Genomic DNA, 20,127 nt, shown 5'->3' on the forward strand with positions numbered 1-20,127 from the left:
ACCAGCGCACCCGGCGAGCGGCCGAGGTGCTGGGGGAGTGAGAATCGAGCGGACGAGTGAGGCCCAGTCAAACGGTTGGCTCGCTCGTCCAGCGGGCGCTTCTTACACAGTTACGTAAGGTTCCTCAGCAGGAGGTTTCAGATCTTCCTCTTGCTTGTCGAGCCACGAGTACTCCGGGCAAGGGTCGTCGGCGATGATGTGCTTCTCCACGAATTGGCGGATGCGTTCCTTCAGATGTCCCATGTCCAGCTCCTCGTCGAGCGTCACCAGGTTGATGTTCCCCAGTGTTCATCCAGAGGCTTGGGTTTAGCTTGGGTTGCTCCTCAGGGGGCCGCCATGAAGTGTCGGGGCCTCTAAGGCTTGTTGGCACCTGAGCGGGCGCGTTGGAGGGCTAGCATGACAACCGACGCCACTAGGATGGCGAGCCCGAGGTAGAGAAGAAATTTCAGTGTCTCCACAGCAATTCCGAGGACCAGAAGAACGAGAGCGACAACGCCCAAGATAATCAGCAAAGGTTTCATCAATCCAGTATCCCAATTCGTGTTGTCCGCACGACGTCTCGGCAGTATCGAAGCGACAACAATGCTGGTCGATGCGATGACCTTCGGGTACGCGCGCGCCAAGTCGCAGGATGCTGTCCTGTCATGGCAAACTAGATAGTCGCGTGCACTGTTGGGGGTAACTGGGTGCACGCGGTCCGCCCTGGTGTAACGGCAGCACCCCAGCCTTTGGAGCTGTGGAGTATAGGTTCGAATCCTATGGGCGGAACGGCATGCCAGCAGGCGTCAGAGACAGGCAAGGAGCGGCCCCCTTCGTGAGCCACGAGCACCAGTCCAACCAGGCGGAATCATCGCCTGCAGCAGTAATAGTTCTGGCAGCCGGAGCCGGGACCCGAATGAAGTCCCGGACCCCCAAAATACTCCACCGCATCGGTGGCACCTCCATGGTGGGCCACGCGCTCGCTGCCGCCCGTGGGCTTGCCCCCCGGGAGCTTGCCGTGGTCGTCCGCCACGAGAGGGACCGCGTCGCCGCCCACATCGCCGAACTGGACGCTGGGGTTCTTATCGTCGATCAGGATGACGTTCCTGGCACTGGCCGCGCTGTGCAGGTCGCACTCGAAGCACTGGACGCTCAGTCTGATGTCGCAGGGACCGTAGTGGTTACCTATGGCGACGTTCCCCTCCTTGACACTGCAACACTGCAGGAACTTGTGCGTACTCACGAGCAGGACGGTAACGCGGTGACGATCCTTACCGCCGTACTCGATGAAGCCACTGGATATGGACGTGTTGTTCGGGCCGAAGACGGCACTGTAACCGGCATCGTAGAACACAAGGACGCCACCGAAGATCAGCGCTCGATCAAGGAGATTAACTCCGGTATCTACGCGTTCGACGCCGCGGTGCTGCGCGAAAGCCTCACCAGTGTTGACTCGAACAATGCGCAGGGTGAGATGTACCTGACGGACGTTCCGTCAATTGCACGGAATGCCGGCGGCCGTGTAGCAGCGGTCATCTCAGCGGATCGCTGGCAGGTTGAGGGTGCGAATGATCGTGTGCAGCTCGCAGCCTTGGGTGGGGAGCTCAACCGACGCACGCTCGATCGCTGGATGCGAGTCGGCGTGACCATCGTGGACCCGAACAGCACATGGATCGATGTTGATGTTCAGCTCGACGAGGACGTCACGATCCTCCCGGGGACTCAGCTCCACGGCGCAACGCAGGTTGCCCGCGACGCAGTGGTCGGCCCCGACTGCACTCTAACCGACGTGGTAATCGAGGAGGGTGCGAAAGTGATCCGCACTCACGGAAGCGGCGCTCGGATCGGCGCTGGAGCTTCGGTGGGCCCGTTCACCTACCTACGTCCAGGAACCGTGCTGGGGGAGTCGGGGAAGATCGGCGCCTTCTACGAGACGAAGAACGTAACGATAGGCCGCGGGTCGAAGCTCTCGCACCTCGGTTACGCCGGTGATGCGGAGATTGGCGAGAACACGAACATTGGGTGCGGAAACATCACAGCCAACTATGACGGCGTGAACAAGCACCGCACGGTCATCGGCAGTGAGGTCCGGACCGGCTCTAACACGGTCTTCGTTGCACCGGTGTCGATCGGTGACGGCGCCTATACGGGCGCGGGCGCCGTTGTGCGCAAGGACGTGCCCGCCGGCGCGCTGGCTATCGGCGCCGCGGCGCAACGCAACCTGGATGGCTGGGTCGTAAAAAACCGCGTCGGGACGGCGGCGGCTGCCACAGCCGCGAAAGCTTCCTCTTCAATTGCATCTACGGCAGAAAGCGATCCTTCATGAGTGAGATTACGGCACGCGGGGAAAAGAAACTTGTCCTCGCGTCGGGCAGGGCCCATCCGGAGCTCGCGGAAGAGATCGCGCAGGTACTGGACACAGAACTTCTGCCCATCTCGGCCTACGACTTCGCTAACGGTGAGATCTACGTGAGGTCTGGCGAAAGCGTTCGCGGCACCGACGTATTCGTCATTCAGGCTCACCCCGCGCCGCTGAACAATTGGCTCATGGAGCAGTTGATCATGGTGGACTCATTGAAGCGCGCTTCGGCCAAGCGCATCACAGTTGTGTCGCCGTTCTACCCGTACGCTCGCCAGGACAAGAAGGGCCGTGGCAGGGAACCCATCTCCGCTCGCCTGGTTGCTGACCTCTATCGAACTGCCGGAGCCAACCGACTCATGTCGGTAGATCTCCACACCGCTCAGATTCAAGGGTTCTTCGACGGTCCGGTGGACCACCTCATGGCTATACCCCTGCTCGCCGATTACATCCGCACACGCGTTGACGCGGATAACGTCACCGTCGTTTCGCCGGACACAGGTCGCGTGCGCGTAGCTGAGCAGTGGGCTGAGCGACTCGGCGGAGCGCCTCTCGCATTCGTGCACAAGAGCCGTGACCTGACCGTCCCCAACCAGGCGGTATCTAAGACTGTGGTTGGCCAGATCGAGGGCCGTACCTGCGTGCTCATCGACGACATGATCGACACCGGAGGAACCATCTCAGGTGCGGTTGCCGTCCTGAAGAACGCGGGTGCCAAGGACGTCATCATCGCGGCAACGCACGCTGTCTTCTCGGACCCCGCAGCGCGCCGTCTGGCTGAGTCTGGTGCCCGCGAGGTGGTCGTGACCAACACGCTGCCGATCGGGCCGGAGAAACGGTTCCCGCAACTCACCGTGCTGTCTATCGCACCGCTCATTGCGCGCGCAATCCGGGAGGTATTCGATGACGGTTCCGTGACGAGCCTTTTCGACGGAAACACCTGAGCATAGCAGCCAACATAAAGGAATGCTGGTCAGTCTTACGACCGACCGGCTTTCCTATCTCCCGCAGAGGGAATGACCGCACAAAACGATAGAACCGGTTGGAGCATTGCTCCGACCGGTTCTATTGTTTTTGCTTTGCTACTTACGCTTCGGCGCCTGCGCGACGGCGTGCAACGAAGATGCTTCCTGCGCCGAGGCCGAGAGCACCGATGCCGGCTGCACCCCAGAGGAGCATTGCCGAGTCGACGCCGGTGTTGGCCAGGCCGCTGTTCGTGCCACTTGTGGATCCGGTCGTACCGCCGCCAACCGTTGCTTCAGGAGCGTCGGCTACAACGGTGGCAGTGACGGTCACACCGGACTCACGGCCCGTTGCGGTGAGGGTGTAGGTGCCCTCTTCCTCCAGTGTTACCGAATAGGAGAAGTTCCCTTCAGCATCTGCGGTAACAGTGTCGTTGAGAACGACTGCCATGGGGAGGATTGGGCCTCCCAGAGCAGCGCCGGCGCGGCCCGCTCCACCAGGTGCACCAGCTCCGCCGGGTCCGCGGGGAGCAAAGTCCACGACGATGTTAATGACTTCACCAGCGCGGAACAACCCCTGGTTGCTACTGAATACGACGCTCTGGCCCGGTGCGATGGTTCCGTCAGTGACGAAACCCGGTACAGCCGGTGACGGGTAGCGCTCGGCCTGGGCGGCGCCGACTCCGACGAAGGTGAGTGAGCCGGCGATTGCCACGGCTGCGATAGCTTTTTTCATAGAGACTCCCCAATAAAGGTGTTTGCGACAGACTTCTAGCGGTGATCGACCTGAAGATGTATTTCCCCCAGCCCCAACTACCCCAAAGTGACTCTACCAAGATGCGGTGTCAGTCTTCGCATCAAACAAGCAGATTTCCCTCAGGGTTTCCGCAATTGACGTTACCCCATGAATCCACCGGCTTGAAAAAACATTGTGACAAACTCTGACATGTAACCCAGAATTAACGTTCTGATGTCATCGGCCGCACGTTGTGTCACCTTGAAGCGGCAGAATCACGTCAGCTATCGGCTGAAGTGTCGGCGTAACGTCTAACGCCGGCTCTGAGCTCTGTACAACGTTCGTGAAGTCCAGTTCGGCCGTGGCTGTTTGTCCCGGGGCAAGGGTCGTGGTCAACACGCCGACTGGGCGGTCACCGTGACGGTAGGAGCCAAGGGGCACCGGTTCGCCGTTGATTCGCGCCGTATGAAGTTGTGACTGGTCCGGGCCATACCCCACAAAATTGGTTTGCACAGTTCCAGGCGGCACTCCAAACTTTCCTCCCCCCGTCACATACGCCGGTAGGGTTTCGCCCGCATCTAGTGGCGCAGTGTTCGTTAACGTCGCGGTCAGAGTGTATTGAAGATACCCCCCAGAGGTGCAGGATCTATGTAATTGCACTGTCCGTCGCACGTAATAGTCCATCTTCGCGCCAGTTCCATCATTGAAATATGCACCGAACGTAGCACCTCCGGATTCAGCTCCGGTCACACTGCCTGCGAGCCCAGCCGAGGCCAACATCTCTTGCTCTTCCTGATGCGCTGACCAGACGTAGAGCCGCCCTTCGCCAGCGCTCTTAATGAGGGACTGGACGAGCCCCCGATTCTCCCCAGTGCCAGATGAAAGAGCCTTGAAGACCTCGGAAGCCACCGCTGCAAAGTATGCGTCCTGAAGACTCGGCTCTTCTATGGCCGCGTAGACGTCGGAGAGCAATGTAGGTACTACGTTATCGGCTGTCAGCGACTTTGGCAGGCCGGAAAGCGCGAGTACTTCCTCTGTCATCACGTCCTCGAATGTCAGTTCTACTGGTCCGGTAGCTGCAAGGATGTGCCTGAGAGCGATCGGGTCCAGCGCTAATACACCATCCACGGAAGCGCCACTCTGGTGAATACCCCACATTTGAGCGGCAGTCTGAGCAGCTGTCGGAAAGTCGGGTGTCAAGTTCACACTCTGCATGAAGCTTCCCATACGCGAGCTGTAAATTAACGCTTGCTCCTCCTCTACGATCAGGGCGGGTTCGAAACGTCCCATGACGGAGGCACTGTCTTGGGACGTCAATTTGAGTGCTCCGTCGTCGGCGTGCACGATAGCTAGCGCACCTGGTATGCCGCCGGTTGCGCGTATCTCAGCGCTGTTCTGAATCAGCAACAGGTAATTTCGTGGTTCGTCAGTGCCCAGCATCGCAGGTAGCACTTCGGCAGCGAGCGTTGCCTGAGATAACCCTCCTTCGACCTGACTGAGCGCTTCCGTAGCTTGCTCTAACGGCGCAGACACTTCGGGGAGAAGTTTTGAGCGATCGATTAGCGAGAGTCTCCGATGGGAGAGCGTTACGGCATCAGACACGACGGACAGACGAGGGGCCAGGAGCTCTATGCGTTGCAGGTCAATTTTGCCTTCGCTTGGGGTCAGGCTTTCCCAATCCATCGCGCCTAGGTCTTTCAACGCGGGTGACAGAGCTCGATTGATGATGTCATCGGCTGAGACAGTTATCTCCGTGACGGCCGAGAAGTTGGGACCGAAGAATGGAATATGCTCTGCCAACCTCCATAGGGGGTCAGTACCCGAAGTATGAGCCTGCGACACGGCGCTTTGCAGCTCTTCAAATGTACGGTCAGCAGCCACGGTATCGCCGTTTTCCAATTCTTCCTGCAGAGTCGATGCGAGTTCCACACTTCTGCCCAGTTGTGATTTAATCTCGTCCGCACGAAAAGAAAGCCACCCTGCTGCTATGGCACCCAGTAGAACGATGGCACCACAAATAGCGGCAAATTGCACAAGTCCCTTGCGGGTCCGAGGCTTCTGTCCTATTAGACTCGCATTCGCTTTTTGGAAATCAGATTGTTCAGTGGGTGTATTGCTGTGATTCATTATGTGCACTTCCGTACTGAGAGAAAGTCATGCTCGCGATGCAAGGCAATGTAGGGTCACCGATTAAGCGCTGATCATCAACCCTGAGGCCCAGTGCGATGGTTCGCTTCTTAGATCGCACCGTCACTGGCTATAACCGCCTTGAATGTCTTAGATAGGATCACCAGATCCTGCATCAGCGACCAATTTTCGACGTAGTAAAGATCCAATTGAATTGACTCTTCCCACGAGAGATTAGACCTGCCACTGACCTGCCACAACCCGCTCATACCAGGACTCACGTATAGCCGCCGATGAGCAGCATCGTCGTAGAGCGCCACTTCGCTAGCGCGTTGAGGGCGCGGACCAACGATGCTCATGCTGCCGACCAAAACGTTGAATAGCTGCGGGAGTTCGTCAAGCGAGTACTTGCGAAGGATCCGACCCACCTTCGTTACCCTGGGGTCGTCCTGCACCTTGAACAGGGGACGGTCATTGGTGCCCTGTTGGGCCAATAGTTGATGCAGTCTGGCGTCAGCGTTCACGACCATCGAACGGAATTTGAGCATCTTAAAGGTGGCGCCACCGACACCGATCCGCTCTTGTGCGTATATAACCGGCCCTCCATCAGTGATCTTGACTGCGAAAGCAATCACCAGCAGTAACGGTAGAAGCGCGATCATTAGGAAGGAGCTTCCAGCAATATCGAACACACGCTTGAGCACTCGGGAGCTACCGGTAAGCTTCGGCGTTGAAACGTGGACGAGAGGTAGGCCGGCCACGGGTTGAGTATGTATCCGAGGACCGGCAACGTCGGTGAGCGCTGGTGCGAGGATTAGCCTCGTCTCACGTGCTGCTAGTTCCCATCCAAGCTGGCGCAGCACCCGCGGTTCTATATTCGCCCCAGCAGATATTGCTACCGAGTCGGCGCCCGCTGTCGAAATCGCGTTCATTATCGCTACCACGTCGGGAGCCGACCCGAAGAGCGGAAGATCCGTATTGACCTGTAGAGCAGCTGCGCGGCCATCAGTTAGGTACGCGGCAACGGGCAGATACCCTGCCATAGGAGTTTTTCTAAGCGAGCTTGCAAGATGATCTACTGCGTGCGAACCGCCGACGATAAGAATCTTCGAGGCACTCTTGCCCTGGCGTCGTTCAGCGCTCAACGACTGACGCACAATCCAACGTGCGGCCAGTAAGCCGAGTACCCCGGCGGGCAGCGCCAAACCGACATATCCTCGAGCGGTATCGTAGCGGAACGCGTAGGACAGGATCGCGATCAATCCGAAGAGCCATAAGGAAGCGGCAAACACTCGTTTGTATTCCTCGGCGCCTGAACCCAAGATCCGCGGACTACGGGAGTCCCAAGCTCCAAGCATGAGCCACCAGAGCGCGCTGAGTACCACGGTTAGCACTGCATAGGTCATGAGCGGTTCAGCATGGGTGTCGTCGACGAGGCCGAATCTTATTAGGAAAGCTCCCGTTGTTGCCCATACCACAACCGCGCCGTCCACGATAGCTAGCCGACGCGGATAACGCCGCATCCAACTGGTGGCAGCTACCATCGAATTTCCTTCCCCCAACCAATCGCTTATACCGCACCCTATCGGGAGCGGGGGACTGCCCGACCATCTTCAATCCCTAATGCTTTCTCGAACGAATCTCTAGGTACCTCGGAGTGAGTATCCCCGAACATACGACGTTGGGAGTTAGGGCGTTCTAGCTCAACGTCTGATCCATACGCGTACGAGTTGTATGCGTATGCGTCCGGTCCCTTAGTAGGGAGGAAATTTAGAACGACCCCAAGGAGGTCAGCTTCCACCATTTCAAGGTGCCCAAGAGACTTCTCCACGTCAGACAAAGTCACTTTGCTGGAGCCAACGACCATGACCACTCCTCCCACTTGCTGCGCGAGGACGGCAGCGTCAGTGACGGGTAGGAGAGGAGGGGCATCTATTATTACCGCATCGAACTGCTCTTCGAGCTTCGCTATCAGGGACTTCATCGCAGAGGATCCAAGTAATTCGCTTGGATTAGGAGGAATTCGGCCAGCGGTCAGAACATAAAGTTCGTCTGACCCCCAGGGCTGCAGCAGATCCTGCAGATCCGCGCGACCGAGCAGCGCGGTGGTCAAGCCCGCGTTTCGTTCCAGCCCAAGATACTCATCGATGCGTGGCCGGCGCAGGTCAGCGTCAATCAGAACCACCGACTGTCCGCCCTGGGCGATAGCTAGGGCGAGGTTGGTCGCGGTTGTACTCTTGCCCTCCCCTGGGACAGATGAGGTTATTAGCACCGCCTTGGAGTCATGACTGACGTGAGCGAACTGAAGGTTCGTTCGGATCTGTCTGAACGACTCTGCGCGCGGACTCTGACTGGGAGCCTGCGTAATGAGAGGCTTCTTGGTGGCGTCGTTATCTAGGGTAATTCCGCCGAGCAGAGGCGTATCACTGACCCGACGAAGGTCAGCTTCGCCGCGAATCCTAGTGTCCAACGTCGTCTTGAGGACCGCGATACCAACTCCGAAAGCAACACCAACGAGGAGCCCTAAAATAAGGTTGATGGCGAAGTTTGGGGAGGAAGGCTCCAAGGGCGCCGTTGCGGGAGTCAACACAGAAAGCTTAACCGGAGAGCCAGCTTCGCCAGTGGGGCTTTCGAGGTCCGCAACCGATGCAACGAGACTGTCTCCCGTAGCTTGGGCGATGGCCGATGCAAGAGCAGGTGAACTGTTTTCAGCCGTGATTGTTATAATCACCGTATTGAGATCAGCACTAGCAGAAACATTCTCAGCCAGTTGCGCGGCCGAACTGTCGAGGCCGAGCGAATCAATGACTGGCTGTAATACAAATGGCGTGTCAACTGTATCTACGTACGATTGTACTCGAGCCTGTGTGAATGTGTTCCCCTGTTGTAGGTCCTGCACACTCCCGCTGTTCGAAATAGCCACAAACAATTTTGTTTCAGCCGTGTACGTTGGGCTAATAACGATCGAAGCAATGGCGCTCAAACCTAGTCCTATGAAGGTGCTAAGTGTTATGAGCAACCAGTTGCGTCGCAGAATTCTTAGATAGTCGCTCAGCTCCAAGTGAGACCTCTCTGATGCTTTGTTATTTCCCCTAAACCATATGAGTCAGACATTACCGAACCAGGGAACCCATTGGCCGCACTTGCTCAATCCCGAAGCAGAGCTCGGTTGGTGCAGTACCACTCGTAGGTATTGCGAAGACCCTCTTGGAGATCGATCTGAGCGTGCCAGCCAGAAGCGGACAGTTTGCTGACATCTAGTAGCTTTTGCGGAGTCCCGTCGGGCTGACTTGTGTCCCACTCAGTGGATCCCTCGTAGCCAACTACGGCTGCGACAGTCCCGGCTAATTCTTTGATGGTCACGTCAATGCCGGTACCGACGTTGACCTGCTCCGCGCCGTCGTAATGCTCTAGCAGGTGTAGGCAGGCGGCGGCCATGTCATCTACGTGGAGGAACTCGCGCTTAGGTAAGCCGCTGCCCCAATTCTTAACGACTGCGAGTTTCAATCGTGCAGCCTCGTCGTAACGGCGGATCAAAGCGGGAAGAACGTGGGATCCCTCTTGCGAAAAATTATCACCGGGACCGTACAGGTTAGTGGGCATCGCGGAAATCCATGGCAATCCGTACTGTCGACGTACCGACTGAACCTGCATAATACCTGCGATTTTAGCGATCGCGTAAGCGTCGTTAGTCGGCTCGAGATGGCCTGTCAGGAGCGATTCTTCACGTATCGGCTGGGGTGCATATTTTGGGTAAATACAAGACGATCCAAGAAACAGAACGCGCTCGACGTTGTGTTCGAGCGCTGCGTCCAGGACGTTAACTTGAATCTGCAGATTCTCGCTTAGGAAGTCCACGGGATACGTACTGTTTGCCCTAATTCCGCCTACTTTGGCGGCCGCAAGAATCACGTATCGAGGGGCGACACGAGCGAAGTACTCGAAGACCTCAGAGCGATCGCGAAGATCTAACGCAGAGGAACTCTCTCCGTGCAAGTTGGAGAAACCCTCCGCCTCCAGCCTTCGCCATATCGCAGATCCGACCAGGCCTCGGTGTCCCGCTACGTAGACCCCCGCATCCCGCTGCAAGGGACCAGGAGTATAGTCCTTACCCACACTCATGCTAGGCGCTCCAACAGTCCAGAGTGACGGTATCAATCCAGCCACGCCCAACGTGCTTGCGAGCTTCGATATCTGCGTCAACCATGATGCGGGCCAGTTCAGGAGTGTGGATCGAAGGTTTCCACCCGAGCTTCAACTCGGCCTTCGAAGGGTCTCCGACCAATGCGTCTACCTCTGTTGGTCGAAGATACCGCTCGTCGAATCTCACATGATCCTCCCAGTTCAACCCGGCGTGCTCGAAAGATATCTTGAGAAAATCTCGGACGGTGTAATTCCCACCAGTAGCCAAAACAAAATCGTCTGGTTCATCGGCTTGTAGCATACGCCACATGCCCTCGACGTATTCGGCTGCATATCCCCAGTCGCGAACGGCGTCAAGATTGCCCATGTAAAGGTGATCTTGGTCGCCAGCTTTGATAGCCGCGACGGCGCGAGTGATTTTGCGCGTAACGAACGTCTCGCCCCGCCTTGGCGATTCGTGGTTAAACAAAATACCGTTCACTGCGTACATGCCATACGCCTCGCGATAATTCTTGGTGATCCAATAGCTATAGACCTTGGCCGCCCCATATGGCGACCGCGGATAGAAGGGTGTGTCTTCATTCTGAGGCGGAGGAGTCGCTCCGAACATTTCTGACGAAGACGCTTGATAGTACCTTGTTTCGATACCAGCGAGTCGCACAGCTTCCAGCAGACGTACCGATCCCATACCAGTGGTGTCCGCGGTGTGCTCAGGCTCGTCAAAAGAGACTCGTACATGCGACTGAGCCGCTAAATTGTAGACTTCATCGGGGCGGATGTCCGCGAGAAGTGTCACCAGGCGAGAGCCGTCACTCAGATCACCGTAATGAAGGAAAAGCTTGGCTCGCGGATCATGTGGATCGACGTACAGATGATCGATTCGAGATGTATTGAAAGTCGACGCTCGGCGGATCAGGCCGTGGACTTCGTAACCCTTCTTCAGTAGGAGTTCTGCCAGGTAGGACCCGTCCTGTCCAGTGATCCCCGTAATGAGCGCGCGCTTATGCAAATTCATCCCCATAGTTTCTGCTTCAAACGCGGTTAAGCGCCACAGTTAGCTTCTTGATGTACCGATCATACTGGTCCAAAGCATAATCCTCGGAAAGCTTCGTTTCCATGAAGCGCCGCCCGTTGCCGGCTAACTGCTCAGCCATGTCCGGATTTGTCCCGAGGGCCTCGGCGGCTCTCAGTAAGAGATCGGGACGACCGGAGTCAACGCGCATCCCGGCATGTGAAACCTCCAACTCCTCCGAGGTTGCGCTCCTTCGGTCAGTCGCAGCAAGCACCGGGACGCCAGCGCTGAAGTAGGAGGTGAGCTTGCTGGGTACTGACATTTCTTTAACCCCCGGCAATTCGTTGACTAGCAGAACGTCCGCTGAAGCGAGTGCCTCTTGGAAGCGCTCGCCAGGCAGAGGATCCAGAAACTCTAAATTCCGAGTGCCCCTCGCGAGAATTTCTAGTTGACCGCGCTGGTTTCCATCTCCGAGAAGGACAAATTTGACCTTGCTTCCTTCTGCCTCGGCTAGCCGAGCGGCGTGGACGACGTTTTCCAACCCCTGCTTCGCGCCCATGTTGCCCGCATGCAGAACTATGATGTCGTGGCTGTCCCAACCCAGAGACGACCGGGACTCGTCACGGTTCTTCAAAATGAAAGGCTTCAGATGAGTCCAGTTTCGTATCACTTCAACTTGCGTGTGCGGAATGTTCAGCGACTCGGTGAGGTGTTTTTTGAAGCGGTCGTGGATAACGACTATGCCGTCAGCACCGTGCAATATTCGGCGCTCCACGTCGGATATGAGCCGTGCCACAAGCGAGTTAGCGCTCTTCGTCTCTTTAAGGCCCAGACCATAGATATCTTGAACCCAGATGATGATTGGAGTTTCTTTCGCAACCAGACGCGATCGAAGAACTGCGATGCCCGTAGAGAACAGAGCTGGACTTACTAGGACAATGGCAGTCGGACGGTGCCATCGAGTGGCTGCAACGCGTAGGCCGAACGAAATTTCCATCAAGAAGCGGCTGATTGTGCCCGGCGCCTTTGGTACGAAGTGGCGCAGCCGCTGAACGTCCACCTCTCCTATGACCTCGCGAATTTTCCATCCGCGGTAACCGTTCAGGACTTTCCAACCTGGATAGTGAGGAAATCCGGTGATCACTCGAACCTTCGAGCCACGCCGACTAAGGCCTTCCGCCAGTCCTGATGAGTATGGCGCGTTGCCGGAGGGCTCGGGGGTATAGTTGAGACCGATTAACAGGGTATGGGGGAACTGGTTATCTCGCACTCCCGCGCTCCTTCATCAGTGCTGCTGGATGGAATCTGTCACATGACCTTTGCATCTAGACCAGTATGCCTAGGAAAGACAAGGAACTCGAACGTGCCAGGTGATCTGGGGAAGTCAAGCGCGAGCTTCGATTGGTCGCGAGATGTGCGCGTGATACCGCTTCGAATGGCCTCGAGTGGTGCGAGGCAGTCGCGATCGAAGCTATTAATTCTCGTTTGGATGCTTACTGAACGACTATTAGTCACGAACAGTCTCCAAATCAGTTCTCGTATACGGATCAGCGTTCTTCGTCGGTTCGGGGCGAATATTGGCGAGAGATGTATATTTCGACCGAGAACAAGGGTGAGGTATCCCTGGAATCTCACAATCGGAGACGATTGTTGGATTGGTGAGGGCGTCTGGATATCCAACCGTGCCCCAATCGTAATTGGAAGTAATGTAGTAATTTCTCAAGAGTCCTATTTATCAACTGGATCTCACGAGGCCAGGGATTCCATGGACGTTGAATCTGCGCCAATAGTGATCGAAGACGGAGTGTGGATCACCGCTCGTTGCAACGTTCTACTTGGCTCGGTGCTGAAGAAATCGTGTCTGCTCAGGCCAGGAAGTACTGTTCGCGGTGTGGTGCATGAGGGTCGAGTCATGGGCCCACCACCGCTTGAGGACTATGGTTCCAGATTTGAGAAAAGGGGCATGCAACGATGAATCTGGCACACCGCCTCCTACCACTTGCTGGAATGGTTGACCGTTTCAGTCAGAGTCAGTACCGGAAATTGACCAAGAAGCTGCTAACCCGTTCAGGAGTGGTCATTGAAGGTCTTCCGCTATGGGTCAGTCCTAAAGTGCGTTTTGACATCTCGTCCAAAGGCTCGATAGTACTCGGAGATCGAAGTGTCCTCAGCCACGATGTTCTAATCCTGACCCACGATTTCAGTATTGATCGAGTAGCAGAGAAATTTCTCGAGGATTACGACCAGCAGAGCGAGTACGTGCGACGTGCTCCCGTGACCATCGGTGCTCGCGCTTTTGTTGGGATGCGGGCGATCCTGATGCCCGGCATAACCGTGGGAGAGGGCTCAATCATCGCGGCAGGCTCGGTCGTGACGAAGGACGTGCCTCCCGATTCAGTTTACGCAGGCAATCCCGCCAGATTGATCTGCACTACGCAAGATCTGCTGACTCGCAGCTTGGACAAGTTCACATTGCAGAGTCGTCGGCCCTAGCTGATCCCCTCAAGGAATCCTGAACAATGAAAATCACACACGTCGTGACCTACATCAGCGAGAAAAACGATTTTGGTGGGCCGGTAACCGTAGCTGCGGCCCAAGCCGTACAACTCGCTAAAATGGGTCACGAGGTCACAGTAATTGCAGGTTCGGATACGAACGCCGACTTCGTATCTGAGAACGTACGGTACAGGCTATTCAGGGTGCGTCGCTTCACATCACGCTCCAAGTTCTCAGGAGTATGGGCTCCCGGGTTGGTTGGAGCGGTCGTTAAGGCAGGTTCACGAGGGGGAGTCGTCCACATCCATCTCTGCCGAGATTTCATCACCCTGCCTGCTGCTTTCGGCTTGAGTGTCAAACGGAAACCATACTTTGTCCAGACCCACGGCATGATCAAACCGCAGAAGCGGTTGGCGGCTTTCGATCGATTGCTCACCCAACCCGTGCTTAGGAACGCCAAACTGATCTTTTCCTTGACCAAGGAGGACCTTGAAGGCGCATGCCAGGTCGCCGGCCGTCAGCTGCCAAATCGCAAGGTGAAGAACGGTATGGAAGTACTGCCTCCGATAGTTGGAATGAAGCCTGATAACGCCACCCTCGATATTCTATTTCTCGCACGGCTGCATGAGCGGAAAAACCCCATTCAATTTCTTGACGTTGCTGAGCGTCTCTCGAACTCATACCAGAATGTATGTTTCTCAATCGCTGGCCCGGATGGTGGGGAGCTTCCTCGCGTACTTGAGCGGCTGGATGGTAGGGATCCGAAGCGCCTTCGTTATGAGGGAGCGAAGAGCGCTGTGGCGGCGCGGGAGCGGATCGGTAAGGCTGACATCTACGTTCTTCCAAGTAGGAACGAACCCTTTCCTATGACCGTAATTGAAGCGTTGAGCGCGTCGGTGCCAGTTGTGGTCGGTGCCACCTGCCATATAGCCGAGGATCTTCGGGCTGCAGATGCTGCGGAAATCTTCGACGGGTCGCAAGAAGACCTTGAACGAGCAGTGAAGCATCTCATTGACAGTCGACAGCGCCGCGCCACGCTCGCCCACAATGGTCACGGGTTCTGCTATGAGAATTACTCAATAGAGAACGTCGCTCTTGACCTGATTGAAAGTTACTCTTCCCAAACTACGTTAGTTACGCGTAACGACGCATGAATCGCCTCCTTTCCCTAGGCGATCAAGTATTACTTAGTGTTGGCACACTAACTATCTCTGTAGGTGCCGCCCGAACCTTGGGCGCAACGGAGTTCGGAATCTTCGCGCTCACGCAGCTTTTCGTCTTCTTATTCACCAGTACCTGGCAAGCAGGTATTGGCGAGACAGTCATGGTCACCAGGAGAGCGTCGAGGAACGACTCCGATGGCCGCTACGTCGCAATGGTTGCCGGAGCTGCATGTTCTACTGCTCTCGTCCCCATTGTGCTCGCGCTGCTTTTGGTCGCATGGATCAATACCGAATATCTTCTCCTCGCACTGGCGGCGGCGTCGACTTTCCTATCCATCTCACTTCAGGACGCGGTTCGATATAGTCTTATCAGCCAAGCTAGGACACTTCGTTCCCTCTTTGTGAGTGCCTGTAGCCTTGCCGTGATTCTTATTGGTGCAGTTCTCTTTCTCTTGTCTCTGGACATGGCGCTGACAGCTACTCACTGGATGCTACTTTGGGGTTTAGGAGCGGCGGTGAGTGTTTTACCTACTCTTTGCCGGACAATACGTCCTCGATCGAGACAACATCGCTCACTGCGCTGGCTACGTCAGAATTGGAAACGGTGCCTGCACTTCGCGGGAGAACATGCAGTTGTGGGCGCCAGCACTCAGATCTCCATGATTTCGATGTTCGGGAGCTTGGGTCCGCAAGGCATCGCCGCCATCCGGGGGGCGCAAATCCTATTCTCGCCTTTGAACGTCGCATTGAGCGCCATTCGAATCGCCTTCTTGCCAGGTATGGTGAAGGCGCATAGAGATGGAGCGGCTTTGGGCTTTCATTCTCGTATGGGCATTATTACGGTGAGTGGCATCCTGCCCGCCATATTGTACCTATCTGGTGACCTAATAGGTCCTCTCCTCTTGGCCGATAACTGGGCTCTTGCAGAAACCGTATTGGAGCCACTCGCCGTTCAGTACTTCTTCCTGGGCTGGTATTGGTCCTTAATCGTCTACGCACGAGCTACTGACCGCCCCAGCGTGTCGGCTGCAACGCGCATTTCTTTGGCAGGTTGCACAGTGGGTGGAGTTATCATCGGGTCGCTCGTTGCGGGAGCGCCTGGAGCGGTATGGGGTTTGGCCATTGCCGCCATTGTGAGTGTTTGCGTCGGTGAGTTAGTCTCACTCGTCCGGATCAAGCGGAGTTAGAAACAGTGATACATATAAGACAATCTGTCAAATCTGCTAAACCATCATACAGAAGCATTGAGGGGCACGCGAGTGTTCTAGGCATTGGTACGGCGCTTCTGGTGTGCTTACTAGTGCCGATTGCCTTATGGATAGCCACCGGAGCATCCGAAGACTTCATGGCAACGGGACAGCCAATAGTAATGTTCGTAGCCGGTGCAAGGTTTTCCTGGCTCGTTGCGAAGGGGTCAAGATACCTGTTTGAGCTCATCTTCTGGATCTTCACGTATGTTTTCATGGGTATGGCGCCCTACATTCAGCAGAGGTTGCAAATCGAACCCTCAACCACGAGGAATCTCGACGAGTCACTGTTTTGGAGTTCCACTGCTGTCGTTGTGATCGGCTGTATTGCATTAGTCGTCGGAACAGGGCTGGCAAACAAGTTAACAATTTCGCGGAGGGCAAATGTGTCGCCCTTTATTAGTGACAGTCGCTCGACATTGCTCGGAATCGGTGCTCTGCTATTCGCCGCCTATTATGTAAGCACTGTTGGCCTTGCTAGTCTTTTCGGTGGGCGGATCGAGTTGGAACTCATAAGGGAGCGCATATGGCCTGATACGGTCGTAAACGCGCTGATAGTCGGCGGTGTCAGCATGTCACTACTCGTAGCGACAGTTTCCCAGATCTTGCTGCGACGTAGGGACCGTTTCTCTGGAGTGAAGCGTTCCCGCTTCCTTCTTTACTTACTCCTTGTGTCTCTACTGCTCGTCGTGAATCCGCTGAGCAGTCCGAGATATGTCTTCGGAACCGTACTTCTAGCTTTACTCGCTGCGGGAGGGGCTTATTCGTCAGCCGCCCGATTTCGGGCGATGGCGATATCGACCCTGGCAGGCCTAGTCCTCATTTTTCCCCTCGCTGATGCTTTCAGATACTCCGTCGAATCTAATGTGAAAATACAGGATCCGTTGGAGTCGATGGTTAGTGGTGATTTTGACGCATACGCGCAGGTAGTTAACGCTATGCAGTACGTAGATCACAATGGGCTTACATGGGGTAGGCAAATCGCCGGAGCCGTGCTGTTCTGGGTCCCTCGGTCTGTTTGGGTGGATAAGCCAATAGGGACCGGGCGGCTTCTTGCCGAATATAAGGGATATTCTTTCGGCAACCTGTCTGCTCCCATTTGGGCCGAGTTTTATATTGATTTTGGATGGGCAGGAATGATCCTTTGTATGGCCCTGACGGGGGTCATATTCAGGACGCTGGATAAGAATATAGAGACGACAATATCGACGCTCGGCTCTCTTCCCGTCTTAGCGTCAATTCTGCCTTTCTACATGTTGATTGTTCTCCGAGGTAGCTTGCTGGCTGCAGTAGCGTACCTCACTGTCATTCTCGCGTGTGTTTTTAGTACGAGATCTAGAATTGGTAGAGAATCTAAAAGGCAAGTAGTTCCCCCGAGGCTGGGAGATTCGAGAAGAGCAGGAAGGCGATTGAAGCGTCATACATAGCTCACGACGAGTCGGTGCCTTCCCGGTGCCGTAATTCCCTCCCTAGGTCCGTTCGGTGAGCCCAGCCATACACAGCCAGGGTCCCGATTGCTGCGCCGAGTACGTTAGCTAGCACATCCCGCGGACTCCCCACCCGCTCGGGGCGGAACAGCTCCTGTCCCAGCTCGATGCTCATGGACGCCGCGAGTCCTACAGGCAACGCTAACCACGCACGCCTCAACGGCAGGCACGCCGCAACCAGGATGCCGAACGGTATGAAGAGCAACACGTTGGCTCCGGATTCGATCATGCTGTAGTCGAACCACCCCGGTACGCCGACACGGTGGAGAACCCGCAGCATGCGGGCAATGGAGCCTGACGCGACCTCATCGACCGGTGTCGGCCAGAAAGCTATCAGGGACAGAGCAAGCAGGTAACCGGCCAGCAGCGCGGCGAGGAAGCGCCGTCGTCGTGCTGTCATTCTCGCGGCTACGGTCACCGGTGCTTTCGTTCCCAGTCCACCAGCGCGTCCACTGCCGGCACCAGCTCACGGACCATCTGCTGGTAGACCGCATCCTCGCGGCGGAAGGGGTCCACGACGTCGTCACCGGAGGGGTCAGACGGGTGAACCGTACGGGCACGCACCACCTTCGGAAGGATGGCGCGCCAGCGCATTGGGGCCGTGAGGGAGGGATCGCCCTCGAGCGGTGTCACGAGCCGTGCGAACTCGCGCAGCGTGAATGTCCTCCGGAGTAGCGACGGCATCATCTCAATGATCTGCCCACGGTGGTCACGGGTCAGGGTCAGAACCAGGTCCTTGCCTTCCAGGATCCGCTCCTCAACCTGTCGGGCGGCGAAGCCGTTGGTGTCTCCATTGAAGACGCGGACAAAGCCGGCCACCTGCGGGTCAATCTCCCGACCCACGAGGGCGCCTGTGCCTGCGCTCGAGATCTCGAATTCACCCGGCGCCAGCTTCTCGAAGGAACTCCGAAGCAGCCGCTCAACCATGGGGGAGCGGCAGATATTGCCCGTACACACGGCAAGGATGCGGAACGGCGTATCGGTGGTCATGGCCTCTATTCCTTGAGACTTCGCGCGGACGGCGGCGAGGACGGTTTACTCCGAAGCGTACCGGTTGAAACCCGTGTTACGGCCCCGCAGCTTCTCCTTCAGCCATGCCGTCGGGGGAGGGGAGGCGCCTACGACGCTGCAAGGGTTTCCAGGACATCAAGCGCGACGGCGGTTCCGTCCTCTTTCCGCATCTGTTCCCCGGTACGCGTCGCCTGATCTCTGTATCTCTCTGTCTCGGCCAGGGCCTCCGTGAGCCGGTCCACGGTGAGTTTTCGGTACGGGATCGGTTCGGGACCGAGGCCCCGCTGGTGCAGGAGATGTCCCCAGAACGGTTGGTCGGCGATGAACGGCACCACCACGGACGGAATGCCCGCCCGCACCGCAGTATGTACGGAGCCTGCCCCACCATGATGGATCGCAGCAGTTGCACGCGGCAGGACCGCATGGTGGTCCACCGACTCCCTCACCAACAGGTCGCGGTCCTGAGCTGCATTGGGAATGTCGATGGCGCCCCAACCCCTGACCACCAACACCCTGAGGCCGCTCCTCCGAGCCGCCTCCACAATTGCTTCGCCCCGCGCCTTCGGGTCCCCGGCTTTCATTGAACCGAACCCCGCGTAGGCAAAGTCGCCGCCCGCCATGAACTCGGCCAGTTCCTCATCCACGTCTTTCGCCGATGCGGGACGCCCCGTCCAGTGGCCGGTGAGATGGACGGTGGCCGGCCAGTCCGCGGGCCGGTGCAGCAGGAGCGGGCTGATCGGAATCAACGTTGCCTGCCGTGGCGTGCCTGTCCGTGGCGCCGGCGGAAGGGCCTGTACCGCCGCTGCGAGCTCCCGCTTGAACATGAGCGTTGCCACGTTCGCCAGACCATAGCTGGCCCGATTCAGCGGGCCCAGACTGGTCCTGGGGATGAAGGGGGCCGGGAACTCACGCGTGGGGGTCAACATCGGAATGGTCTCCACCAGTGCCGACGGAATCCCCAGCCTCTCCGCCGCGATCGGCGCACTAAGGACTTTCGGGTGGTACACCACAACGTCCGGGGCGAAGGCAATGATGTGCTCCACGGCAGCCGACAAAAGCCGGCCGAATGACGGCCGGACGACGGCGCGGAATCCCTTGGCCGCGACCCCCGGGGAAACGCCGTGGTCGCTGATGAGCTGGGCGAAGTCCATGCGCAGACTGACAGTATCCACGCCCGTGGTGTCCGCACCGGAGTTGTCCGGGATGGCCGTCCGGACGGGGTGTCCCCTGGCAGCGGCGGCGCGCGCCAGGGCGGTGAACGGTTTCACGTCGCCGCGCGTCCCGGCGGTCAGCAGCATGATTTTCATTGGCGGGTGCTCCGCCCCACAGCTTACAAGCGCCGCAATCCTCGCGGAAGCAGCGCATGCTGTAGCATTGACTCTCGATGCCTAGGCGAGGGAACGCT

Annotated in this window: 18 protein-coding genes and 1 tRNA gene; 7 read left to right on the forward strand and 12 right to left on the reverse strand. The window is 57.1% G+C overall.

Annotation, left to right across the window (positions count from 1 at the left end):
• Positions 1–102 precede the first annotated feature (102 nt).
• On the reverse strand, positions 103–267 hold the full coding sequence (locus tag AC4D1W_RS02695; protein WP_490897716.1) for a hypothetical protein: 165 nt from the start codon (positions 265–267) through the stop codon (positions 103–105).
• An 86-nt stretch (positions 268–353) separates the two neighbouring features.
• Positions 354–521 carry a hypothetical protein gene (locus tag AC4D1W_RS02700; protein WP_490897717.1) on the reverse strand — a complete coding sequence of 56 codons (168 nt, stop codon included), beginning with the start codon at positions 519–521 and terminating at the stop codon, positions 354–356.
• 175 nt (positions 522–696) lie between these two features.
• On the opposite strand from AC4D1W_RS02700, the gene AC4D1W_RS02705 reads away from it, so the two are divergent.
• The 3 genes from AC4D1W_RS02705 to AC4D1W_RS02715 all read left to right on the forward strand — a co-directional run bounded on the left by AC4D1W_RS02705 (position 697) and on the right by AC4D1W_RS02715 (position 3,282).
• Positions 697–768: transfer RNA gene (locus AC4D1W_RS02705), tRNA-Gln, on the forward strand.
• A 4-nt stretch (positions 769–772) separates the two neighbouring features.
• Positions 773–2,305 (forward strand): bifunctional UDP-N-acetylglucosamine diphosphorylase/glucosamine-1-phosphate N-acetyltransferase GlmU, encoded by a 1,533-nt coding sequence (gene glmU / locus AC4D1W_RS02710; RefSeq protein ID WP_490897718.1) that lies wholly within the window; start codon positions 773–775, stop codon positions 2,303–2,305.
• Positions 2,302–3,282: a ribose-phosphate diphosphokinase gene (locus AC4D1W_RS02715; RefSeq protein ID WP_490897719.1), complete on the forward strand. Its 981-nt coding sequence runs from the start codon at positions 2,302–2,304 to the stop codon at positions 3,280–3,282. Before glmU ends, AC4D1W_RS02715 begins: the two co-directional genes overlap by 4 nt.
• A gap of 142 nt (positions 3,283–3,424) precedes the next feature.
• Here the strand turns inward: AC4D1W_RS02715 and AC4D1W_RS02720 are convergent, their stop codons facing one another.
• The 7 genes from AC4D1W_RS02720 to AC4D1W_RS02750 all read right to left on the reverse strand — a co-directional run bounded on the left by AC4D1W_RS02720 (position 3,425) and on the right by AC4D1W_RS02750 (position 12,588).
• Positions 3,425–4,036, reverse strand: coding sequence for an LPXTG cell wall anchor domain-containing protein (locus AC4D1W_RS02720; RefSeq protein WP_490897720.1), 612 nt, complete (start codon positions 4,034–4,036; stop codon positions 3,425–3,427).
• A 237-nt stretch (positions 4,037–4,273) separates the two neighbouring features.
• Positions 4,274–6,163 carry a DUF4012 domain-containing protein gene (locus AC4D1W_RS02725; RefSeq protein ID WP_490897721.1) on the reverse strand — a complete coding sequence of 630 codons (1,890 nt, stop codon included), beginning with the start codon at positions 6,161–6,163 and terminating at the stop codon, positions 4,274–4,276.
• 110 nt (positions 6,164–6,273) lie between these two features.
• On the reverse strand, positions 6,274–7,707 hold the full coding sequence (locus AC4D1W_RS02730; protein WP_490897722.1) for a sugar transferase: 1,434 nt from the start codon (positions 7,705–7,707) through the stop codon (positions 6,274–6,276).
• Positions 7,708–7,745: 38 nt separating this feature from the next.
• On the reverse strand, positions 7,746–9,224 hold the full coding sequence (locus AC4D1W_RS02735; RefSeq protein ID WP_490897723.1) for a tyrosine-protein kinase domain-containing protein: 1,479 nt from the start codon (positions 9,222–9,224) through the stop codon (positions 7,746–7,748).
• Between the two features lie 86 nt (positions 9,225–9,310).
• A complete protein-coding gene (locus AC4D1W_RS02740; protein ID WP_490897724.1) occupies positions 9,311–10,285 on the reverse strand; it encodes a GDP-L-fucose synthase family protein in 975 nt (324 codons plus the stop codon).
• A 1-nt stretch (position 10,286) separates the two neighbouring features.
• Positions 10,287–11,315, reverse strand: coding sequence for a GDP-mannose 4,6-dehydratase (gene gmd, locus AC4D1W_RS02745; protein ID WP_490897883.1), 1,029 nt, complete (start codon positions 11,313–11,315; stop codon positions 10,287–10,289).
• 22 nt (positions 11,316–11,337) lie between these two features.
• Positions 11,338–12,588, reverse strand: a complete 1,251-nt coding sequence (locus AC4D1W_RS02750; protein ID WP_490897725.1) for a glycosyltransferase family 4 protein — start codon at positions 12,586–12,588, stop codon at positions 11,338–11,340.
• Between the two features lie 737 nt (positions 12,589–13,325).
• On the opposite strand from AC4D1W_RS02750, the gene AC4D1W_RS02755 reads away from it, so the two are divergent.
• The 4 genes from AC4D1W_RS02755 (at position 13,326) to AC4D1W_RS02770 (ending at position 17,651) form a co-directional block, all read left to right on the forward strand.
• Positions 13,326–13,811, forward strand: coding sequence for an acyltransferase (locus AC4D1W_RS02755; protein WP_490897884.1), 486 nt, complete (start codon positions 13,326–13,328; stop codon positions 13,809–13,811).
• Positions 13,812–13,837: 26 nt separating this feature from the next.
• Positions 13,838–14,968: a glycosyltransferase gene (locus tag AC4D1W_RS02760; protein ID WP_490897726.1), complete on the forward strand. Its 1,131-nt coding sequence runs from the start codon at positions 13,838–13,840 to the stop codon at positions 14,966–14,968.
• A 77-nt stretch (positions 14,969–15,045) separates the two neighbouring features.
• Positions 15,046–16,164 (forward strand): MATE family efflux transporter, encoded by a 1,119-nt coding sequence (locus tag AC4D1W_RS02765; RefSeq protein ID WP_490897727.1) that lies wholly within the window; start codon positions 15,046–15,048, stop codon positions 16,162–16,164.
• A gap of 158 nt (positions 16,165–16,322) precedes the next feature.
• Entirely contained in the window at positions 16,323–17,651 is a 1,329-nt protein-coding gene (locus tag AC4D1W_RS02770) for a hypothetical protein (RefSeq protein WP_490897728.1), read from the forward strand.
• A 1-nt stretch (position 17,652) separates the two neighbouring features.
• Here AC4D1W_RS02770 and AC4D1W_RS02775 read toward each other — a convergent pair whose 3' ends face one another.
• From AC4D1W_RS02775 to AC4D1W_RS02785, 3 genes are all read right to left on the reverse strand, one after another.
• On the reverse strand, positions 17,653–18,129 hold the full coding sequence (locus AC4D1W_RS02775) for a VanZ family protein (RefSeq protein WP_490897729.1): 477 nt from the start codon (positions 18,127–18,129) through the stop codon (positions 17,653–17,655).
• Complete coding sequence (locus AC4D1W_RS02780) at positions 18,126–18,701, reverse strand: arsenate reductase/protein-tyrosine-phosphatase family protein (RefSeq protein WP_490897730.1); 576 nt, start codon at positions 18,699–18,701, stop codon at positions 18,126–18,128. The genes AC4D1W_RS02775 and AC4D1W_RS02780 overlap by 4 nt, the downstream gene beginning before the upstream one ends.
• Positions 18,702–18,829: 128 nt before the next feature.
• On the reverse strand, positions 18,830–20,029 hold the full coding sequence (locus AC4D1W_RS02785) for a glycosyltransferase (RefSeq protein WP_490897731.1): 1,200 nt from the start codon (positions 20,027–20,029) through the stop codon (positions 18,830–18,832).
• Positions 20,030–20,127: the final 98 nt, after the last annotated feature.

The organism is Arthrobacter sp. TJ-170 (assembly GCF_058269305.1).

Bases quoted from the DNA above. Each gene is read 5' to 3' on its own strand.
- AC4D1W_RS02730 (WP_490897722.1), bottom strand. From the start codon at position 7,707: ATGGTAGCTGCCACCAGTTGGATGCGGCGTTATCCGCGTCGGCTAGCT.
- AC4D1W_RS02785 (WP_490897731.1), bottom strand. From the start codon at position 20,029: ATGAAAATCATGCTGCTGACCGCCGGGACGCGCGGCGACGTGAAACCG.
- AC4D1W_RS02770 (WP_490897728.1), top strand. From the start codon at position 16,323: ATGGCAACGGGACAGCCAATAGTAATGTTCGTAGCCGGTGCAAGGTTT.
- AC4D1W_RS02725 (WP_490897721.1), bottom strand. From the start codon at position 6,163: ATGAATCACAGCAATACACCCACTGAACAATCTGATTTCCAAAAAGCG.
- AC4D1W_RS02700 (WP_490897717.1), bottom strand. From the start codon at position 521: ATGAAACCTTTGCTGATTATCTTGGGCGTTGTCGCTCTCGTTCTTCTG.
- AC4D1W_RS02780 (WP_490897730.1), bottom strand. From the start codon at position 18,701: ATGACCACCGATACGCCGTTCCGCATCCTTGCCGTGTGTACGGGCAAT.
- AC4D1W_RS02740 (WP_490897724.1), bottom strand. From the start codon at position 10,285: ATGAGTGTGGGTAAGGACTATACTCCTGGTCCCTTGCAGCGGGATGCG.
- AC4D1W_RS02755 (WP_490897884.1), top strand. From the start codon at position 13,326: ATGGTTGACCGTTTCAGTCAGAGTCAGTACCGGAAATTGACCAAGAAG.
- glmU (WP_490897718.1), top strand. From the start codon at position 773: ATGCCAGCAGGCGTCAGAGACAGGCAAGGAGCGGCCCCCTTCGTGAGC.
- AC4D1W_RS02720 (WP_490897720.1), bottom strand. From the start codon at position 4,036: ATGAAAAAAGCTATCGCAGCCGTGGCAATCGCCGGCTCACTCACCTTC.
- AC4D1W_RS02715 (WP_490897719.1), top strand. From the start codon at position 2,302: ATGAGTGAGATTACGGCACGCGGGGAAAAGAAACTTGTCCTCGCGTCG.
- AC4D1W_RS02760 (WP_490897726.1), top strand. From the start codon at position 13,838: ATGAAAATCACACACGTCGTGACCTACATCAGCGAGAAAAACGATTTT.